At 49.2% G+C, this 16,023-nt stretch carries 14 protein-coding genes and 1 pseudogene; 2 read left to right on the top strand and 13 right to left on the bottom strand.

The window, feature by feature from the left end; translation table 11 throughout:
• The first annotated feature begins 56 nt into the window (after positions 1 to 56).
• A complete protein-coding gene (locus ACE41H_RS06625) occupies positions 57 to 596 on the top strand; it encodes a GNAT family N-acetyltransferase (RefSeq protein ID WP_375354183.1) in 540 nt (179 codons plus the stop codon).
• Between the two features lie 51 nt (positions 597 to 647).
• On the opposite strand, the gene ACE41H_RS06620 is transcribed toward ACE41H_RS06625, so the two are convergent.
• Positions 648 to 1,694, bottom strand: a complete 1,047-nt coding sequence (locus ACE41H_RS06620; RefSeq protein WP_375354182.1) for a Gfo/Idh/MocA family protein — start codon at positions 1,692 to 1,694, stop codon at positions 648 to 650.
• Between the two features lie 22 nt (positions 1,695 to 1,716).
• Positions 1,717 to 2,562, bottom strand: a complete 846-nt coding sequence (locus tag ACE41H_RS06615) for a sugar phosphate isomerase/epimerase family protein (protein WP_375354180.1) — start codon at positions 2,560 to 2,562, stop codon at positions 1,717 to 1,719.
• Between the two features lie 128 nt (positions 2,563 to 2,690).
• Here ACE41H_RS06615 and ACE41H_RS06610 point away from each other — a divergent pair, with 128 nt between their 5' ends.
• A complete protein-coding gene (locus ACE41H_RS06610) occupies positions 2,691 to 3,590 on the top strand; it encodes a helix-turn-helix domain-containing protein (protein WP_375354179.1) in 900 nt (299 codons plus the stop codon).
• Positions 3,591 to 3,633: 43 nt separating this feature from the next.
• Here the strand turns inward: ACE41H_RS06610 and ACE41H_RS06605 are convergent, their stop codons facing one another.
• The 11 genes and pseudogenes from ACE41H_RS06605 to ACE41H_RS06555 form a co-directional block, all read right to left on the bottom strand.
• Positions 3,634 to 5,394, bottom strand: coding sequence for a glycoside hydrolase family 2 protein (locus ACE41H_RS06605; protein WP_375354178.1), 1,761 nt, complete (start codon positions 5,392 to 5,394; stop codon positions 3,634 to 3,636).
• Between the two features lie 75 nt (positions 5,395 to 5,469).
• Positions 5,470 to 6,276 carry a carbohydrate ABC transporter permease gene (locus ACE41H_RS06600; protein ID WP_375354177.1) on the bottom strand — a complete coding sequence of 269 codons (807 nt, stop codon included), beginning with the start codon at positions 6,274 to 6,276 and terminating at the stop codon, positions 5,470 to 5,472.
• The gene (locus ACE41H_RS06595) at positions 6,276 to 7,166 is read right to left on the bottom strand and encodes a carbohydrate ABC transporter permease (protein ID WP_375354176.1); all 891 of its coding nucleotides are present in this window, start codon (positions 7,164 to 7,166) and stop codon (positions 6,276 to 6,278) included. The genes ACE41H_RS06600 and ACE41H_RS06595 overlap by 1 nt, the downstream gene beginning before the upstream one ends.
• Before the next feature lie 19 nt (positions 7,167 to 7,185).
• Positions 7,186 to 8,496, bottom strand: a complete 1,311-nt coding sequence (locus tag ACE41H_RS06590; protein ID WP_375354174.1) for an ABC transporter substrate-binding protein — start codon at positions 8,494 to 8,496, stop codon at positions 7,186 to 7,188.
• Positions 8,497 to 8,918: 422 nt separating this feature from the next.
• Positions 8,919 to 9,968 (bottom strand): aldo/keto reductase, encoded by a 1,050-nt coding sequence (locus ACE41H_RS06585; RefSeq protein ID WP_375354173.1) that lies wholly within the window; start codon positions 9,966 to 9,968, stop codon positions 8,919 to 8,921.
• Positions 9,969 to 10,114: 146 nt separating this feature from the next.
• The gene (locus tag ACE41H_RS06580) at positions 10,115 to 10,708 is read right to left on the bottom strand and encodes a TetR/AcrR family transcriptional regulator (protein ID WP_375354171.1); all 594 of its coding nucleotides are present in this window, start codon (positions 10,706 to 10,708) and stop codon (positions 10,115 to 10,117) included.
• Positions 10,709 to 10,769: 61 nt separating this feature from the next.
• Positions 10,770 to 11,927, bottom strand: a complete 1,158-nt coding sequence (locus ACE41H_RS06575; RefSeq protein WP_375354170.1) for a glycoside hydrolase family 88 protein — start codon at positions 11,925 to 11,927, stop codon at positions 10,770 to 10,772.
• Positions 11,928 to 11,940: 13 nt separating this feature from the next.
• Entirely contained in the window at positions 11,941 to 12,777 is an 837-nt protein-coding gene (locus ACE41H_RS06570; RefSeq protein WP_375354169.1) for a carbohydrate ABC transporter permease, read from the bottom strand.
• A gap of 1 nt (position 12,778) precedes the next feature.
• Complete coding sequence (locus ACE41H_RS06565) at positions 12,779 to 13,681, bottom strand: carbohydrate ABC transporter permease (RefSeq protein ID WP_375354168.1); 903 nt, start codon at positions 13,679 to 13,681, stop codon at positions 12,779 to 12,781.
• 80 nt (positions 13,682 to 13,761) lie between these two features.
• Positions 13,762 to 15,075, bottom strand: coding sequence for an ABC transporter substrate-binding protein (locus ACE41H_RS06560; protein WP_375354167.1), 1,314 nt, complete (start codon positions 15,073 to 15,075; stop codon positions 13,762 to 13,764).
• Positions 15,076 to 15,650: 575 nt separating this feature from the next.
• Positions 15,651 to 16,013 (bottom strand): annotated as a pseudogene (locus ACE41H_RS06555) (IS4 family transposase); the annotation flags it as partial.
• Positions 16,014 to 16,023: the final 10 nt, after the last annotated feature.

Here is a 16,023-nt window from a genome sequence, read left to right as displayed (position 1 = left end):
TTCTTTAATAGAATCTAAATCTCATAGCGCATTGCCGCTGAATAGGAGAGCCAAAGTTGAATAAACAGGAAATACATAACAAAGGAATCGCCTTCAGCATAAGATCAGCCGTCCCTGAAGACGCGCAACAGCTATCCGAATTAAGATTGCGGATTGATGGCGAGACCGAGTATCTGGACAGGGAACCCGGAGAGGCCTTTATAGACGTTCCGGGATTCGAGCAGTTGATAAAAACAGACACAGAGAAGCCACGAAACTTGTTTTTGGTGGCCGAGGTTGGTGACCGGATCATCGGATTTTCCAGGTGCGAAGGCAATGATTTAAAACGGTTTTCCCATAAGGTTGAGTTTGGAGTTTGTGTATTGAAGGATTACTGGGGTTATGGTATAGGAAAAAATCTGCTTCAGGAGTCGATCGGTTGGGCCGATAGCACCGGCATTCAAAAAATGACCCTGAACGTACTGGAGACGAACGACAAGGCCATTTCACTGTATCAAAAACTGGGCTTCGAAATGGAGGGTGTACTAAAGAACGACAAACTGCTGGCCGGCGGCAGGTTTTACAATACAGTGGTGATGGGCAGGTTAAAAGAATAAGCCGTCCCCTCTCTTCGGAAGAGCTGGAGGACGGCTTGTTCGTGTTGCTAATCAAATACTGGCGCTTCTAACTGGCACATTGGACAGAGCAACCTTCTCACCGTTCCGGGATGCAGACAGCATCTCTGCTTCCACGAGCCTGACGGAGAGAAGCGCGCTTTCCGGTGTCGTTCTCCGGATCGGCTCCCCGCTCATGACACGCTCCAGGAAGTAGCGCAGCTGCGGATAATATCCCATTTCATCCGACAGCTCGGCCACAAAGCCCGGAGCGTCGCTCGGGTGAACCTTGACCTTGCCGTTTTCAAACACCAGATTGCCTTTTTCAAAATTCACCCGATATGTCATCGAGAACCCGAAATCCCCTTCCAGCGTCCAATCCACTTGGGCATTCAACACTTTGCCGTCCTCGTAGTGATAGTGGGTTGAGGCAATATCGTATCCGCTGCCCGGGATACAGCTGCGGGCGATGGTCGATACCTGCTCTGGCATCCCGAAAATCCACTGGATGACGTCGGAATCGTGAATATGCATATCAAGCAGCGCTCCCCCGCTGCGCTTGGCTTGCAGCAGCCAGCCCTTTGGAGCCTCGCTGCCGCGAAAGAAGTAGCCGCCTGTCACCTGTCCGAATCTGCCGCTGTCCACCGTCTCCTTCAGGTAGACATAAGCGGGCCAGAAGCGGAGACATTGGCCGATCATCAGCTTTCCCCTGCTTGTGCGGGCAGTCTCTGCCATGCGTGCCGCTTCATCCGAGTTGATAGCCATCGGTTTTTCGCAAAACACATGATAGCCCCACTGCAGCAGATCACAGGCGATATCCGCATGCAGATCAGTAGGCAGTGTAATATCGATCACATCCAGCTTTTCGTTCTGCAGCATGTCCTCCAAATCCTTATATAGCCGGAAAGCGGACAGATCGATTGGGCTTGTGTCCGTCTCTGTGGAGATATTGCCTTCCACCTTCTCATGCTTGAGCTCGTCAATCCGCACATCGCAGATTGCCGCCACTTGAATGGGCATGCCTTCCCTCATCATACGGACATAGTTTTCCAGATGCATATGTCCCATAAACCCGTAGCCTACCAATCCAATGTTCAGCATAAGGCTCTCCTCCCTGATTCAATCACTTTGCATCCTGCAGGATGGCGTCCATCGAGCTGGACGTGTTGTATACAATCTGAACAGAATGATGCTTGTAGGACGGTATCATTTCCGCAGTTACGTAATTGTCGTATCCGATGGCCTGCAGTGCTTCGACGACAGCCGGATAATTCACATCCCCCGCGAGCAGATCAACAAAGCCAGCCAATCCCCCCACTTCGCGCCTGTAATCCTTGAAATGAACCTTCTTGATCCGGTGACCCAGGATGCTGATCCAGTGCTCCGGATACCCGGAATGCACAACATTGCCAACGTCAAAATAAGAACCGACATGATCCGAGCCAACGGTATCAATAAATCCTTTCAGCTCCAGGGGCGAGAGGAAAAACTTGTTCCAGACGTTCTCCAATGCGATGGCAACACCTGCAGCGCGCGCGTAATCAGCGAGGCCGGATACGGCTTCCAAAGCCCGCTCATACACCTTGTCATAGCTTACCGCCGGGAAATCCGGGATAAAATCGACACCTACCGCGCCGGGGATGACCAGAATGGCGTCCACGCCAAGGACCTGGGCAAGATCAAGCTGTTTTTTGCAGATATCAACCGCCTTCTGCCTTACGCCGGGATCATCGCTTGTCATGGAGTAATCCCAATACAGTCCGGTCGCAAGACCCGCGATCTCCAGCCCTGCGCTGTGTACAGAATCCTTAATGCGGGCAGCATCCTTGTCCGTAATGTTCAGCCCCAGTTCTCCCTGTTCGGTAAGAGCCAGCTCAATGCCGGCAAAGCCTGCATCTTTGGCAATTTCAGCACATTCCGCAATAGGCATGTCCCCCGGAAATGACCAAATGTTGATGCCTTTTTTCACAATACCGCCTCCTGTCCTATACAGAGCAGCGCTTGCTTCTCTCTGTAGAAAGGGTATGATTATCCATATAATCACGGATATTTTATCAGAAGACTAGCGGAAATGATTTAGGGAAAGAAGGGAACCTTTTGCACAATTCCGGTCTTTTTCAAAAAACGACATCCTTCACGGAATGGTCTCCGGGCATCCATTACGCCCGCTTTCAGAAGCTTCCCCCGGGTACTCTGCCAGGAAGAAGGATTTATGATTTTGAGCTGCTGTATGTGCGCAAGGGGGAAGCGGCCACACATCTGCAGGACGGGACAACTATTACCATACCGGCCGGGAGGCTGCTCTTTATTCCGGCTGGCGTCTATCATCGAAATGAAGTGCTATCTTCCCCGAATGCCCAATTTATCGGAATTCACTTTGATTTCTTCCATGAAATGATGATTTTGAACGATACGGATATGGTCGTGAACGAGGCTCGGGTTGAGGAGGGAAAATTCGGCGTTGAAGCGGTGGCCGAAGGCTTCGAGCCTTTATCAAGCCGCTGGCTGTATGCTCCCTCTCCACTCTGTGTGCAGCTTATGGAGCAGCTTGTCCACGAATTTACGATGCGCCCGCCCGGCTTCAGTGTCATATGCAAAGGCCTCATGCTCCAGATTCTCGGTCTGCTGCTCAGGGCGCAGAAAAGCTATGATCCTGTGAAGCTGCCGCAGCAGGGCAACCGGATGCTGGAATTAATGGCGGCGATGGAAAGCGATCCTGCCGCCTCGTGGTCCAATCCCCTGCTCGCCGAACGGCTCAGCATGAATGAGGATCATATGATCAAAGTGTTCAAAAAGATAGCGGGCATGCCTCCCGGTGAATATATTCAGATGCTGCGGCTCCGCGAAGCGAGAAGGCTGCTGCGGGAAACCGACCTCACCATCGAGGAGGTTGGACGCTCGGCGGGATATCCGGACATCCATTACTTCAGCCGTCTGTTCCGCAAATGTGAAGGCATGCCCCCGCGCGCTTACCGCAATGTATCCCGGATTCTGTAACAGGCGCAAAAAAGCTGCCCCTGTTCTGAGCTTTATATTGGCCTTAAGCCAGATTGATCTCCCGGATCACTTCAAGCGGCACCTTCGGCTGACGGTCCTCTGTCAGCAGCCCGTTGACCTCCTGCTGCACATCGGTGATCTGTGTGTAGCAATAGCCCGCGATATAAGGGGTGGCCTTAATCGCTGCGGTGATGGCGCGGAACCGTTCAATAAAGGCTTCCTCGGAATCCACCTGGTTCCCGTATCCCCAGCCTTTATCCGTGCGGAACGCAATGCCTCCGAATTCGCTGACAATAATCGGCTGCCCCCGATAGGCGTATCCTTCCGCAAACGCGCGCTTCCATTGATTAAAGGAAATTTGGTTGTTTACGATGCTCTCCTTGTCCTGATACCGCTCCAGAAACTCTGCGCCCTTCTCCACATAATCATGCAGGGTCAAAATATCCGAGACCGTATGCTCCCATCCGTCATTGGTTACAACCGGGCGATACGGATCGATTGCTTTCGTAAGATGATAGATGGATTCCGTAAACTGCTGTTGCATAACATCATGCTCAATCCGCTGTATGCCCCAAGATTCATTGAACGGAACCCAGGTGATAATGCTCGGATGATTGTACTGCTGCGGCACAATCTCCAGCCATTCCCTCGTAAAACGGCTGACCGCGTCGTCATTAAATTCGAAGGTGGCCGCCATTTCCGACCAGACCAGCAAACCCTTCACATCACACCAATATAAAAAGCGCGCGTCTTCCAGCTTCATATGCTTACGGACCCCGTTGTAGCCCATCGCGGCGGTTTTATCGATATCCTCGATAAGCGCTTCCTCAGAAGGAGGCGTCAGGTGGCTGTCCGGCCAATATCCCTGATCCAGAATCAGCCGTTGATACAGTGGGCCGTTATTCAGCAGAATCTGCCCGTTCTCAATCGATATTTTCCGCATGCCGAAATAGGAGTACACCCGGTCGCGCTCCTGCTCGCCCTCATACAGAGCAAACTCCACATCGTACAGGTTTGGCGCGCCCGGCGACCACAGGCTCTGCTTCCATGGACCGCCGGCCTCGTGAAGCACATTGACCTCCACCGTGATCCAGGACCTGTCGGCAGACAGGCTGACCGTTCTCACAGGCTGTCCCTTCAGCTCGATGGCCGCCTCCAGACGCAGATTGCTCTTGCCTTCGAATCCCTTGAGCTGAAAGTCAAAGCGGATCATATGGCGATCGATATCGGGCGTCATTTTGACCGCTTCAATTCTTGCCTCATTCACATACTCCAGCCACACACTTTTCCAGATCCCCGTGCTCTGCACATAAAAGCATTCAAAATTCTGCTCCACCCAGCGCTGTTTTCCCCGCGGCTGCGTGCAGCTCTGGCTGTCCTCCACTTCAAGCACAATATGGTTCTCCGAGCCGTACTTGATATAAGGCGTAATATCAAACGAAAACGCAGCATAAGCGCCTTCATGCTCGCCGGCAAGCACACCGTTCACCCAGCATTTTGTCTTATAATCCACACCCTGAAAGTGCAGAATCGTTCTTTTCGCTGCCGCCTCCTGCGGAATTACCACACTTCTGCGGTACCAGACGAGCGGATGGAAGGTCTCTATTCCGATCCCGCTCGCTTTTGTCTCATAGGTAAATGGCACGATAATTTTTTGCCCTTCCGGAAACTGATCGAACCATTGCTCCTTTTCCCCGACCCCTTCATCATCGAAGCAAAAGTCCCATTCCCCGTTCAAATCCAGCCATTGCTTGCGCACAAATTGCGGCCTCGGATAATCTTTGATATAAGCTTTAGTAGTCATACGGTTTCCACCTATCCTCTTAATATATTTAGGCTATTTAACCCGAGCGCTCCTTGGATCCGGCAAGCATTCCGGTCATCCCTTAATGCCGGACATGCTGATTCCCTTAACGATCTGCTTTTCAAAAATAATGAACAAGATAATGATCGGCACGGAAGCCACCGCATTAATGACCATCGGTTTAACGTAATCCTCCGAGTATTGGCCCATCAATGTGGGAATGCCCATCGGCAGTGTAAACAAATTGTCGTCCGTAATGGACAGGAAGGGCCACAGGAAGTTGTTCCATGAGCCGATAAAGGTCAGAATCGCCATGGAAGCCATGGCCGGACGGGTCAGGGGTAGCATAATATTCATGAAAATTCTCCAGATGCCGCCGCCGTCCATTTGCACGCTCTCCAACAGGTCATTGGGAATCCCGTCGAAGAAGCTTTTCAGCACAATCACAGCCACCGGAGAGGCCAGTGCCGGAATAATGAGTCCGCTGTATGAGTTCAGCAAGTGCAAATCCTTCGCTACCTGATAGAGCGGAATAATGGTCGCTTCTCCGGGAATGAGCAGCCCGCCCAGGATGAAAAAGAACATAAATGTGCGGTAGCGAAACGGCACCTTGGACAGAGCAAATCCGGCCATGGCGGCAAAAATCACGGTCAGCACCGTGACAATCACGGCTACCAGCAGGCTGTTGATTGTCCACTGAGACAGCTTCGTGGTCGTCAAAACCTCCTGATAAACAGCCAGCGAATACGGCGGCTTGAACCAGTCCAGCACAGTGATGATCTTCATGCCCTCTTCCTTGACGGACACGACCAGCATCCAGACGAGCGGAGCCGCAAACATAAGCGCAATGAAAGCGGAGCCTATACGATACAGCCATTTCATCAGCCTTCCGCTCCTTTCCGGTTATTAATCCAGTATTGCAGCGCAGACAGCACCAGCAGAATGACGAACAGAATATAGGACATGGTGGCTGCATAACCAAGATTGTTGTTTTTAAATCCGGTCTGGTAAATTAACTGGATAATCGGACGTGTCTGGTCCAGCGGGCCGCCGCCTGTAATGACATAAATTTGCATAAAGACCTTGAATGAAGCAATGATTTGCAGCATCGTAATCGTTTTGGTCAGCGGAGTCAGGTACGGAAGGGTGATCCGCCAAAAGATTTGGGAATCGCTCGCCCCGTCCAGCCTGGCCGCCTCGTAAATCTCATCAGGTATTTCCTGCATGGCCGACAGGTACAAAATAAAGTTGAACCCGACCGTCCACCACAGAGTGACCACCGTAATGACGACCCAGGCCAGCCCCGTTTCCGTCAGCCAGAAAATTTCAGCATTCTCGGGCAATAACCCGATGACATGCAGTGTTGAATTTACAAGCCCGGTATAAGGCTGGAATACGAACAACCCCAGGTAAGCCGCAACGGCCACGGAAAGCACGCTTGGTAAAAAAAAGATGATGCGGTAAAACTTTTGCAAAAATGATTTCCGGTTGGCGATCAGCGCCAGCAGCAGGGCCAATATAATCATGGTCGGTGTGCTTAAAATGACGAAAAAGGATGAATGCCAGAGCGCCTCCCACACCTCTCTGTCCTGCAGCACCTTGCGGAAGTTGTCGAGTCCGACAAAACTCATTTTGCGGATCAGCGTCCATTTGTAAAAGGTCATTTCAACGCCTTTAAGCATCGGCCAAATGGTAAACAATCCGTATATGATCAGGAAGGGAAGCAGAAATACCAGCGCCTGAACATCCGCTCTCCATTTTTTGATTTTCATAAGCGTCCCTCTTTTGGCACTACTCATTCAGTATTTTCTGAATGGTTGTCTCCATGTTGTCCATTGCTGCAGACGGCGTCATTTTGCCAGTCCATACTTCATTCAAGAATTTGAATGCCGCCTCATCGCGAATTTGCCAGTTTTTCGTGGACTGCTTGCTGAATTTAACGACACTTGCGACCTCGGTGTAATCGCTGCGGTAAGGGAGATCCTTATACTCCTGTTTCTCCAGCACAGATGGTTTGGATGGGATATGTCCAGCCTTCGCCCAAACCTGGCCGTTTTCGGCAACCCAATCGGCAAAAATCATCGCCGCTTTGCGTTTGGCCGGGTCCTCGTCCTGGGTCAGCGGTAAAATAATCGTATGGGAATCCCCCCATGTCGCTTCCTGATCGAAAATTTTCGGGATCGGCATGGCGCCGAACTCCAGCCCTTTCGTGGATTCCCACGTTCCTGTCGCCCAGACGCCGGTCATCATGATCGCAGCCGTGCCGCTCTGGAAGTTTTTATAGAAATCCGGATCGTTTTTCTTGATATAACCTTCCGTGAACAGCTTCTGCACGTAATCAGCCGCCTGAATACCTTTCTCTTTATCGATGGCTGCCAACTTCAGATCATCGGATATCACATCATTGCCGCCCTGTTGTGTATACAAAGCCCACCATAGGCGGTAAGGATCATCGTTAACATTGGAGAAGGCGAATGGGGTAACCTTGGCAGGGAGCTTCTCCTTCAAGGTCTTGAGGAAACTCACAAAACCGTCGGCCGATTGCTCAAACACCGGTTTGCCGTCCTCGCCCAGCAGACCCGCATCCTTCAGCAGCTTTTTGTTGTAATACATAATAAAAGGATGTGTATCGATCGGCACCGCATAATGCTGTCCATCCACGGTCACCGCATTCAAGAGATTCTGATTGTAGGTGTTCCAATCCACACCAGCCTCGGTTGCCGGGGTGTCCAGCTCGGTTACTACCCCTTGATCAATCAGGTCAGGGAGCCTGGAGGTATGGGATATGCCGATATCCGGTCCGTTCCCGTTGCCTACAGAAGTAATCAGCTTCGTGTAATACTCACCCCAGGCCAGCTTCGTATTTTTCACGACGATGTCCGGGTGAGTTTTGTTAAACTCATCGACCAGCGCCTGCATATTCTTGCCATCACCGCCGTCAAACAACGTCCAGAAAGACAAGATCACTTTCCCGTCGCCAGACGAATCTCCGGCCCCCTGATCACTGCTTCCGCCGCTTCCGCCACTCCCACCGCATCCGCTTAAAACCAATGAGAACGAAAGCAGCAGTGTCAATGCCAGCCAGCTTATCTTCCTTTTCATGCGAATCTCCCCTTTGAAGTAGCTTCATAGATACAGACAATAATATCGTTTAATTACATTATTTTTGTATCCAATGCGGATTATATAGCGATTACTCCATTATGTCAACGCTTTCAAACATATTTTTTGTAAATATACTTGTGAAAGTCGCAAGCTTGATCTTATTCGTCATTGCCGAATCAAGATACAGCTTACGAGCACCAGATTGTCCGGAAATGCCATGATCATTAGTACAAAGCTCCGGTATACCCTCTCATCCCGATTGCCGGGACTATGTTACAGCACTTTTAATCATATGGCCTTAATGATACAATATTTTTGTAATGAATATATATTTAGTCGTTATTAAAAAAAACACCTTCAGGCTCATCTCCATATCTATCGACATGGTGACAATCACTTGAAGGTGTTTTAGATTTATCTTAGCGGCGCTCGACGGCTACGCCACCAAAGACTCCCCACAGGTTGGCGGGGTCATTTAAGTATTTATGAGGAAACCCGGGCTCAATCGCGCTTACCGCGTCGAGCCTTTGCAGTTGTTCCTCCGTAAGCTGCAGATCAAGCATATTCAAATTGCTTTCAAGCTGTCCGGCTTTGCTTGCCCCCAGTAAAATGGATGTCACGGACGATTGTGCTCTCAGCCATGCCAGCGCAACATGTGCTGCCGGAGCATTCACTTCAGCTGCTACTTTTTTGACTTCATCCACAATATTAAATACCCGCTCATTCAGCATGCCATGGTTAGCCATCATGGTTACCCGCGAGCTCCAGCCTTCGGATTCCTTGCTGCGCTGCTGCAAATCCTCTCTCGAATATTTTCCGGTCAAAAGACCGTTGGCCAGAGGTGACCAGGCAACAACCCCAAGCCCCAACTTCTGAGCCATCGGAGTGAGCTCTCTTTCCGACGTTCGCTCGATCAGACTGTGTTCATTTTGCAGGGCAACCAGAGGAGACCACCCTCTCAGGTCGGCGATCGTCTGCATCCGCGAAATCTGCCAGGCCGGCGTATCCGATATTCCTACATAAAGCACCTTGCCCGCTCGTACAAGATCATCCATAGCCCGCAGCACTTCCTCAACTGGGGTCGTGTTGTCCCAAGAGTGCAAATACAGCAGGTCGATATAATCTGTTTTCATTCGCGACAAACTCGTTTCAACCGAGCGGATCATGCTTTTTCTGTGATTTCCGCCTGCATTCGGGTCGCCTTGATGCGTATTCATCGTATATTTCGTGGCAAGCACGATGCGATTACGACGCTCGCCCAGAATTTCACCCAGCATTTTTTCCGAGCTTCCGTTCGTGTATCCACTGGCCGTATCGACAAAATTTCCGCCCCGATCGAGATAAACGTCCAGCATGTTCCGGGCTTCATCCGTGCCTGCGCCCCATCCCCAATCCGTACCGAAAGTCATGGTGCCAAGAGCAAGTTCTGAGACGCGTAATCCACTTTTTCCTAAGAAATAATATTTCATATATGCCTCCTATAATTGTGTTAGATTTTCAAAACTCATCGTACGATCCGTTTTTTTATATGAATCACCCCCTTCAAGTAATATCTCTCCACCAATTAATAAAAATTGAATGTTCATTCATTTTATAGTTAAAAAAAGAAGGACTCTTATGCTTTGACAGCATCCCAGCTTCCTTGAATCAAGTCCTTCACATTTTTATCATTAAATTCAAATTCTCTTCTGTAATATTGCTTGGCCAGTTCGGTAACAGGAGCATAAATCAAAACCAACAGCAGCATGGTATCGTAATCTTTAAGCAACTTCTGTTCTTTGCCTTCCTCAATCAATTTATAAAAAGGCTGGAACATCAAACTGGAGTCTTCAAGATACAAATTCTCGACAAGCGGTGAATTGCAAAATTGTTCATAAAAGAGGAATTCATCTTTATGGTTAAGAATGAATTCAATATAGTTGCTCATGATCAGTTCAAATCTTGCCTTGACCGGCAATGGATGATGGAGCCCTTCGAACATACTCGAACTAATCTTTTGCTCGACATTCAAAAACAGCTTCCTCAGCATATCCTCCTTGTTCTCAAAATAAACATAGATCGTTCCTGGCGATACCTGAGCACGTTTGGCGATTTTCGACATGGAAATTTCGGAAAAACCGATCTCGTTCAAAAGCTGAATGGTTGCCTGAAAAATGGCTTCGTTTTTATTTTTGTCTTTATATCTCATGTCCGAATAATAAACGATCATTCAATTAAAGTCAAATCCGGAATGATCGCAGCCCTTCCTTGTGTGTAACGCAATTCCCCTACTACCAAATATATAAATCGTTTCCCTTGAACTTGAGCATAGCTTCTATGAAAAAATAATCGCCGTAAATGATGGATTGATGGTGGCTGCTGGCATGATAGGCGGCAGAGCCGTTCTTAAGAATGCAGTCGCAGCCGGTTGTCCAGTCGGTACGTGTCTGCTCCAGTCTCTGCAGCAGCTTGATCGCGGCCCCCAGGTACAGACCTTGCTCATACGGCCCTACCGCCTTGGCAATCTCAATCAAACCGCAGGCGGCAATGGCTGCCGCCGTCGAATCCTCAAGAAAAGGCTCCTTCGGCTGCCTGAAATCGACCGGAATAATTCCGTTTTCAGGAATGTTGGCGATAAAATAATGGGCGACCCGCTTGGCCGTATACAGATATTCTTCCTTCCCTGTATGGTTATAGCTCATCATAAAGCCATACAAGGCCCAGCTTTGCCCGCGCGTCCAGGAAGAGCCTTCCTCGTATCCTTGCCCCCCATAGGTTTTGACCACTCCGCCTGCAAACGGATCAAATTCAACGATATGGTTAACAGAGCCATCAGGTCTGACAAAAGCATTCATGGTTGTATCGGCATGCCTCTCCGCAATCTGCCGGAAACGGGGATCGCCTGTTTCTGAGGAAGCCCAATACAAGAGCGGAATATTGAGCATGCAGTCAATGATGGCCCAGCCGCGTGTATCTTCGCCCTCCAGGTCGTTCCAGGCACGAATGAATTGCCCTGCCGGATTGTAACGGCCAGCGAGCAGATTGGCCGCATGCATTGCCCGTTTGCGGGACTCCGGATTTCCGGTCAGTTTAAAGTTGGCCACACTGGTAGGCAGCCACATGAAGCCTACATCATGATGCAGACCATAATAGTCGTGGAAGCAGGCATCCAATTTCTGCTCGGAGATTTCAGCCACATCCTTGTATTTCGGATCGCCCGTCGCATGATACATTTGCCACATCATTCCGCCCCAGAATCCGTTGGTCCACCAGCTTATGCCGTCCGCTTCCGTATGGGAAGGGTTATCGAGCGACCTGTCATCATGTTGCCCATCAATGGTCGTATATGGGATTTTGTTTCTCGATTTTTCGCTGACCCAGTCCATTTTGGCCGTAATTTTGTCCACAACCTCGTCTACCCAAGCCATTTTGCTATCTAAAACAAGCATGGATTCACCCCCCTTATCCTTTTGTCGCCCCTGATGAGATTCCCTTAACAAAGTACTTTTGCATGAAAATGAATATAATAAGCACAGGAACAACGGATATGGCTGTTCCGGCAAAAATCATGTCCCATCTCGATGAAAACTCTCCGATATATCGGTAAATTTCTACAACCATCGTTTTCGGCTCCCCGGACGGAAGCGCGAGCATCGGCAGGAGAAAATCATTCCAGATGCCCAGCCCGTTCAATACGACCATACTGGCCGTAACCGGTCCGAGCAGCGGAAACACAATTCTCCAGAAAATCGTGTACCGGCTGCAGCCGTCGATCTCGGCCGCCTCTTCAATTTCCTTGGGGATGCCTTTGACAAAGCTTGTGTAAAGCAAGCATCCAAAACCAACTGCGCCTGCGATATACACAAAAACCGGTCCGGCCAGGCTGCCGTAAAGTCCAAGCATTTTAAGCTCTTTGAACAATGGAATCATGTAGGCCTGAAAAGGAATCATCATGCCAGCAAGAAAGTAAAGGAAAACGAAGTGCGTCCATTTGGCGTTTCTTCTTTCGATCGCATAACCTGCCATCGGAATGATCAGGATTTGCATGACGATCGAAACCACCGTCAGGATCAGGCTGTTGATGATCGCACGCGGAAATTCGGTCTCGGTCAGCAAATATTTGAAATTTTCCAGATACAATGAGGTCGGAAACGACAGCGCATCACGCATAATTTCACCATTGCTCTTGAAGGCAGACATCAGATTAAACAGAATCGGAAAAAAGAATATAACTGCCACCAGCAGCGTAACCGCGAACAGGAGCACTTCGCCTATTTTTTGGCGTGCCTGCATGCTCATATCAATACTGCACCTCCCTCTTGCGGAGAATTTTCACTTGAATAATGGTGATGATCAAGATGATGATAAACAGCACCATAGCAAGCGCTGTACCGAAGCCCTGCCTCAATTCGCCAAAGCCCACTTTGTAAATGATATAGGTTAACGTTTCCGTCGCGAAGCCCGGCCCCCCGTCCGTCATAACCGCAATTTGATCGAATATTTTCAGCGCACTGATCATGGAGAGCACCATACATACGGTCACGGAGCCTGCAAGCAGCGGAAAGGTAATATAACGGAACTGCTGCCAGCCATTCGCACCGTCAATACTTGCCGCTTCGGACAACTCTGCCGGAATGCCCTGCAGCCCTGCCAGATAGATGATCATGTAATAACCGGCGCCCTTCCAAACCGTAGACAGAATGACAGACAGCATAGCGTAGTTGGGATCTCCCAACCAATCCACAGCCCAGCTTCCGAGTCCGGCCGCATTCAGCATTTGATTGACAACGCCAAAATTATAATTCAGGATCATGGCCCATACGAAGCCCATCACGATGCCACTAAGCAAAGTGGGGAAGTAGAAAATGCTGCGAAATAGATTCTTGAACCACTTTACCTTGTCAACCATCAGGGCCATGGCAATGGCCGCAATATTTTCCAGGATGACCAGACTTACGGTCATGATGAGTGTATTCTTCAGCGCATTATGCACCCGGGGGCTATTCCATATCTCAATGAAGTTGGCAAAGCCGATAAAGCGGATATCCTCGCTGATTCCGTCCCAAGAGGTAAAGCTGAGATACACACTGCCAAGAGTAGGAACAATGACAAACAAGGTGTACAGGATGAATGACGGAAGTATAAATACGATGGCAAAAGGGTGCTGCTTTTTCTTTTTTTGAGATGTTGCGGGTGTTCCCATAGAATGCACTCCTTCCTAAAAAGAGGAACCGCCTTCACTCTGGGTGCGAATTCCTCCAAAGGTTCTCTTTCTCACATCTCTTACATCGAATTTGCCTTCACCTGGTTGTCATATTCCGCGTCCACCTGCTGCATATAAGTCTTGACATCCCCGTCGTTCACGACCATCTCCTGCAGCTTTTTGTAGAACCAGTTGCGGAACTGAGGCGGAATCAGATTCTCTCCCCACCAGTTATTGATGGCAAGTGACTTCGTAACCTTCGGGTCGTTCATCAAAGCAAGAGCTGCCTCCATCGCTTCTGCGGTTTCATACGTGACCTTCTCTTTTGTTGACGGAATTCCGTTGATGCTCGCCAGATACTGCGAATATTGCTCCGGCTCGAAGAAGAAACGAATGAATTTTTTGATCGCTTCCGCTTTCTCGGGATCCTTGGCCGCTTCGGCGGACAAAGACCATCCGGCAGGTGATGGAAGCCCTATAATATTCACTTTGCCCGCACGGTCAGGCACGGCATAAAAGCCGTATTCAAAGCTCGGATCGGCTTCTTCGATTTGTGAGAACATCCACGTTCCCGAGTAGAGTTGCGCCGCTTTGCCTGAGATCAGGAAAGAAACCGTTTGATTGTCAGGTGTACTGAGCCAGCCTTTGTCCACGTAATTGTTGAACAGCTCTTGATAATCTGTCATCGCCTGCACGACATTGGCGTCTGTGAAGCTGACCTCTTTGGCCGTTTTCTTGGAATTCCAGTCCGGGTCCTGCGCGTACACCTCATCAATAAGAAATTTGTTTACCCAGAAGCCCATATGGAAAATATCTTTGCCACCAACCACCAGCGGTGTTATACCGGAAGCCTTTAATTTTTCCTGGATGGCGATGAACTCGTCATACGTTTTGGGCAGCTCGGTAATGCCGGCATCCGCGTATGCTTTTTTGCTGTAAATGATGCCTTGCGGCGCATTCATCGATAAAGGCGCATTCCACACTTTGCCTTCTACCGCTGGAGGCGAATCGAACAAATCCAACAGGTCTGACGGCAGCTCCACGATTTTACCCGCATGAGCAAACACTTCCGTATCCCGCATCTCTACAAGATCAGGAAACTCGCCGACTGCATCCTTCGTTTTCAGCCAGTCCAGATACGAGCTGCTGGAGTTTTCACTGAGATCCTTGATTTCAATATCGGGATTGGCTTCCATGAATCTTTTCACGGTATCAGCTATCGCTTTTTTGGCAGCCGGATCACCGGCAGCATATCCGATGGTGAAGCTTATTTTCTTCCCGCCAGGATCAGCTCCGGTGTCACCCGCACCCGTGCTGTTTCCGGCACAAGCTCCTAAAATCATAGCCGTTGCGAGCAGAAGTGCGGTTAACCTGAATTTTGCTTTTTTCAGCATATCTTGCAGCCCCCCTTGAAGTAAGCGTTTTCGTTATTTAGCATAACATGGAGCGTTTTTTGCTTGTATGAACTTTTTTAAGCCGCATATGCGGGGAATTTAAGAAAGCAGACCTTCCAGTTAACGGATACACACTTTTTTTCAAAAAAAGAGTCGCATAACGCGACCCTTATGAAATGATTGCTATTGAATTTAGCGCAAGATGGCCCTGATATTGCAGAGAAAGATTCCCATAATTCCTCCTGTAACAAAACCGCAAGAATTCTACTCCTCCTGCGGTTTTGAAAAACACTTGATCAGCATTTTAGAGTTTACATAATTGTTAGCTTAGTCATTCCTTCTAAACTAACCGTTTCCTTCCTTTCCCCACTCTCATAACGGTAAACTTGCAGTTTAATACTCACTTCATACTCACCAGGATGCAATTCGCTATCTTCATAGTCGCATATATCATATAATATGTGATGGGGTTTATCATAAGAGATGCTTACTGTGCCTTTTCCATTCCCAATCTGGATCTAATATATCCTCCGAAGATATCTTTACCATCTTGCAGAAGCAGTATTTCTCTTAACTCAACTTTCGCAGCATGAAATCGGCAAACAAGCTCTGATATAACTGGGCAAAACGGAGATCCACTGCTGGAGTTGACGTTGAATCAGAGCCGCCAACTTTTTGCCTGCTTTCTTAGCGATTTCGTTGATCAGATCGAGCAGTTGTTGTAAGGCGATCGTCCAGTCTAACGTATCTACTTCATCGCACAGCAAATAAAACAAGCCGCCAAATGAACGGGCGTCCGTACTTTGCCGATGTTGCCAAGCCAGTAGAATATACCTCGAGAACACAATCGTCGTAGGACTGATCAGTAAGTCATAGGAGCGGCCCTGGAACTCTTTCTGCAAGCGAAGCAGCGATTTGGTGCACTTGAAGAAGACCTGTCGGGTAAAG

It is taken from the genome of Paenibacillus enshidis (assembly GCF_042136365.1).
GTDB classification, from domain to species: domain Bacteria; phylum Bacillota; class Bacilli; order Paenibacillales; family Paenibacillaceae; genus Paenibacillus; species Paenibacillus enshidis.
This window is presented reverse-complemented; position numbering and strand designations above follow the sequence as displayed.

Bases quoted from the DNA above. Each gene is read 5' to 3' on its own strand.
- ACE41H_RS06585 (WP_375354173.1), bottom strand. From the start codon at position 9,968: ATGAAATATTATTTCTTAGGAAAAAGTGGATTACGCGTCTCAGAACTT.
- ACE41H_RS06605 (WP_375354178.1), bottom strand. From the start codon at position 5,394: ATGACTACTAAAGCTTATATCAAAGATTATCCGAGGCCGCAATTTGTG.
- ACE41H_RS06580 (WP_375354171.1), bottom strand. From the start codon at position 10,708: ATGATCGTTTATTATTCGGACATGAGATATAAAGACAAAAATAAAAAC.
- ACE41H_RS06600 (WP_375354177.1), bottom strand. From the start codon at position 6,276: ATGAAATGGCTGTATCGTATAGGCTCCGCTTTCATTGCGCTTATGTTT.
- ACE41H_RS06590 (WP_375354174.1), bottom strand. From the start codon at position 8,496: ATGAAAAGGAAGATAAGCTGGCTGGCATTGACACTGCTGCTTTCGTTC.
- ACE41H_RS06595 (WP_375354176.1), bottom strand. From the start codon at position 7,166: ATGAAAATCAAAAAATGGAGAGCGGATGTTCAGGCGCTGGTATTTCTG.
- ACE41H_RS06560 (WP_375354167.1), bottom strand. From the start codon at position 15,075: ATGCTGAAAAAAGCAAAATTCAGGTTAACCGCACTTCTGCTCGCAACG.
- ACE41H_RS06575 (WP_375354170.1), bottom strand. From the start codon at position 11,927: ATGCTTGTTTTAGATAGCAAAATGGCTTGGGTAGACGAGGTTGTGGAC.
- ACE41H_RS06620 (WP_375354182.1), bottom strand. From the start codon at position 1,694: ATGCTGAACATTGGATTGGTAGGCTACGGGTTTATGGGACATATGCAT.
- ACE41H_RS06570 (WP_375354169.1), bottom strand. From the start codon at position 12,777: ATGAGCATGCAGGCACGCCAAAAAATAGGCGAAGTGCTCCTGTTCGCG.
- ACE41H_RS06565 (WP_375354168.1), bottom strand. From the start codon at position 13,681: ATGGGAACACCCGCAACATCTCAAAAAAAGAAAAAGCAGCACCCTTTT.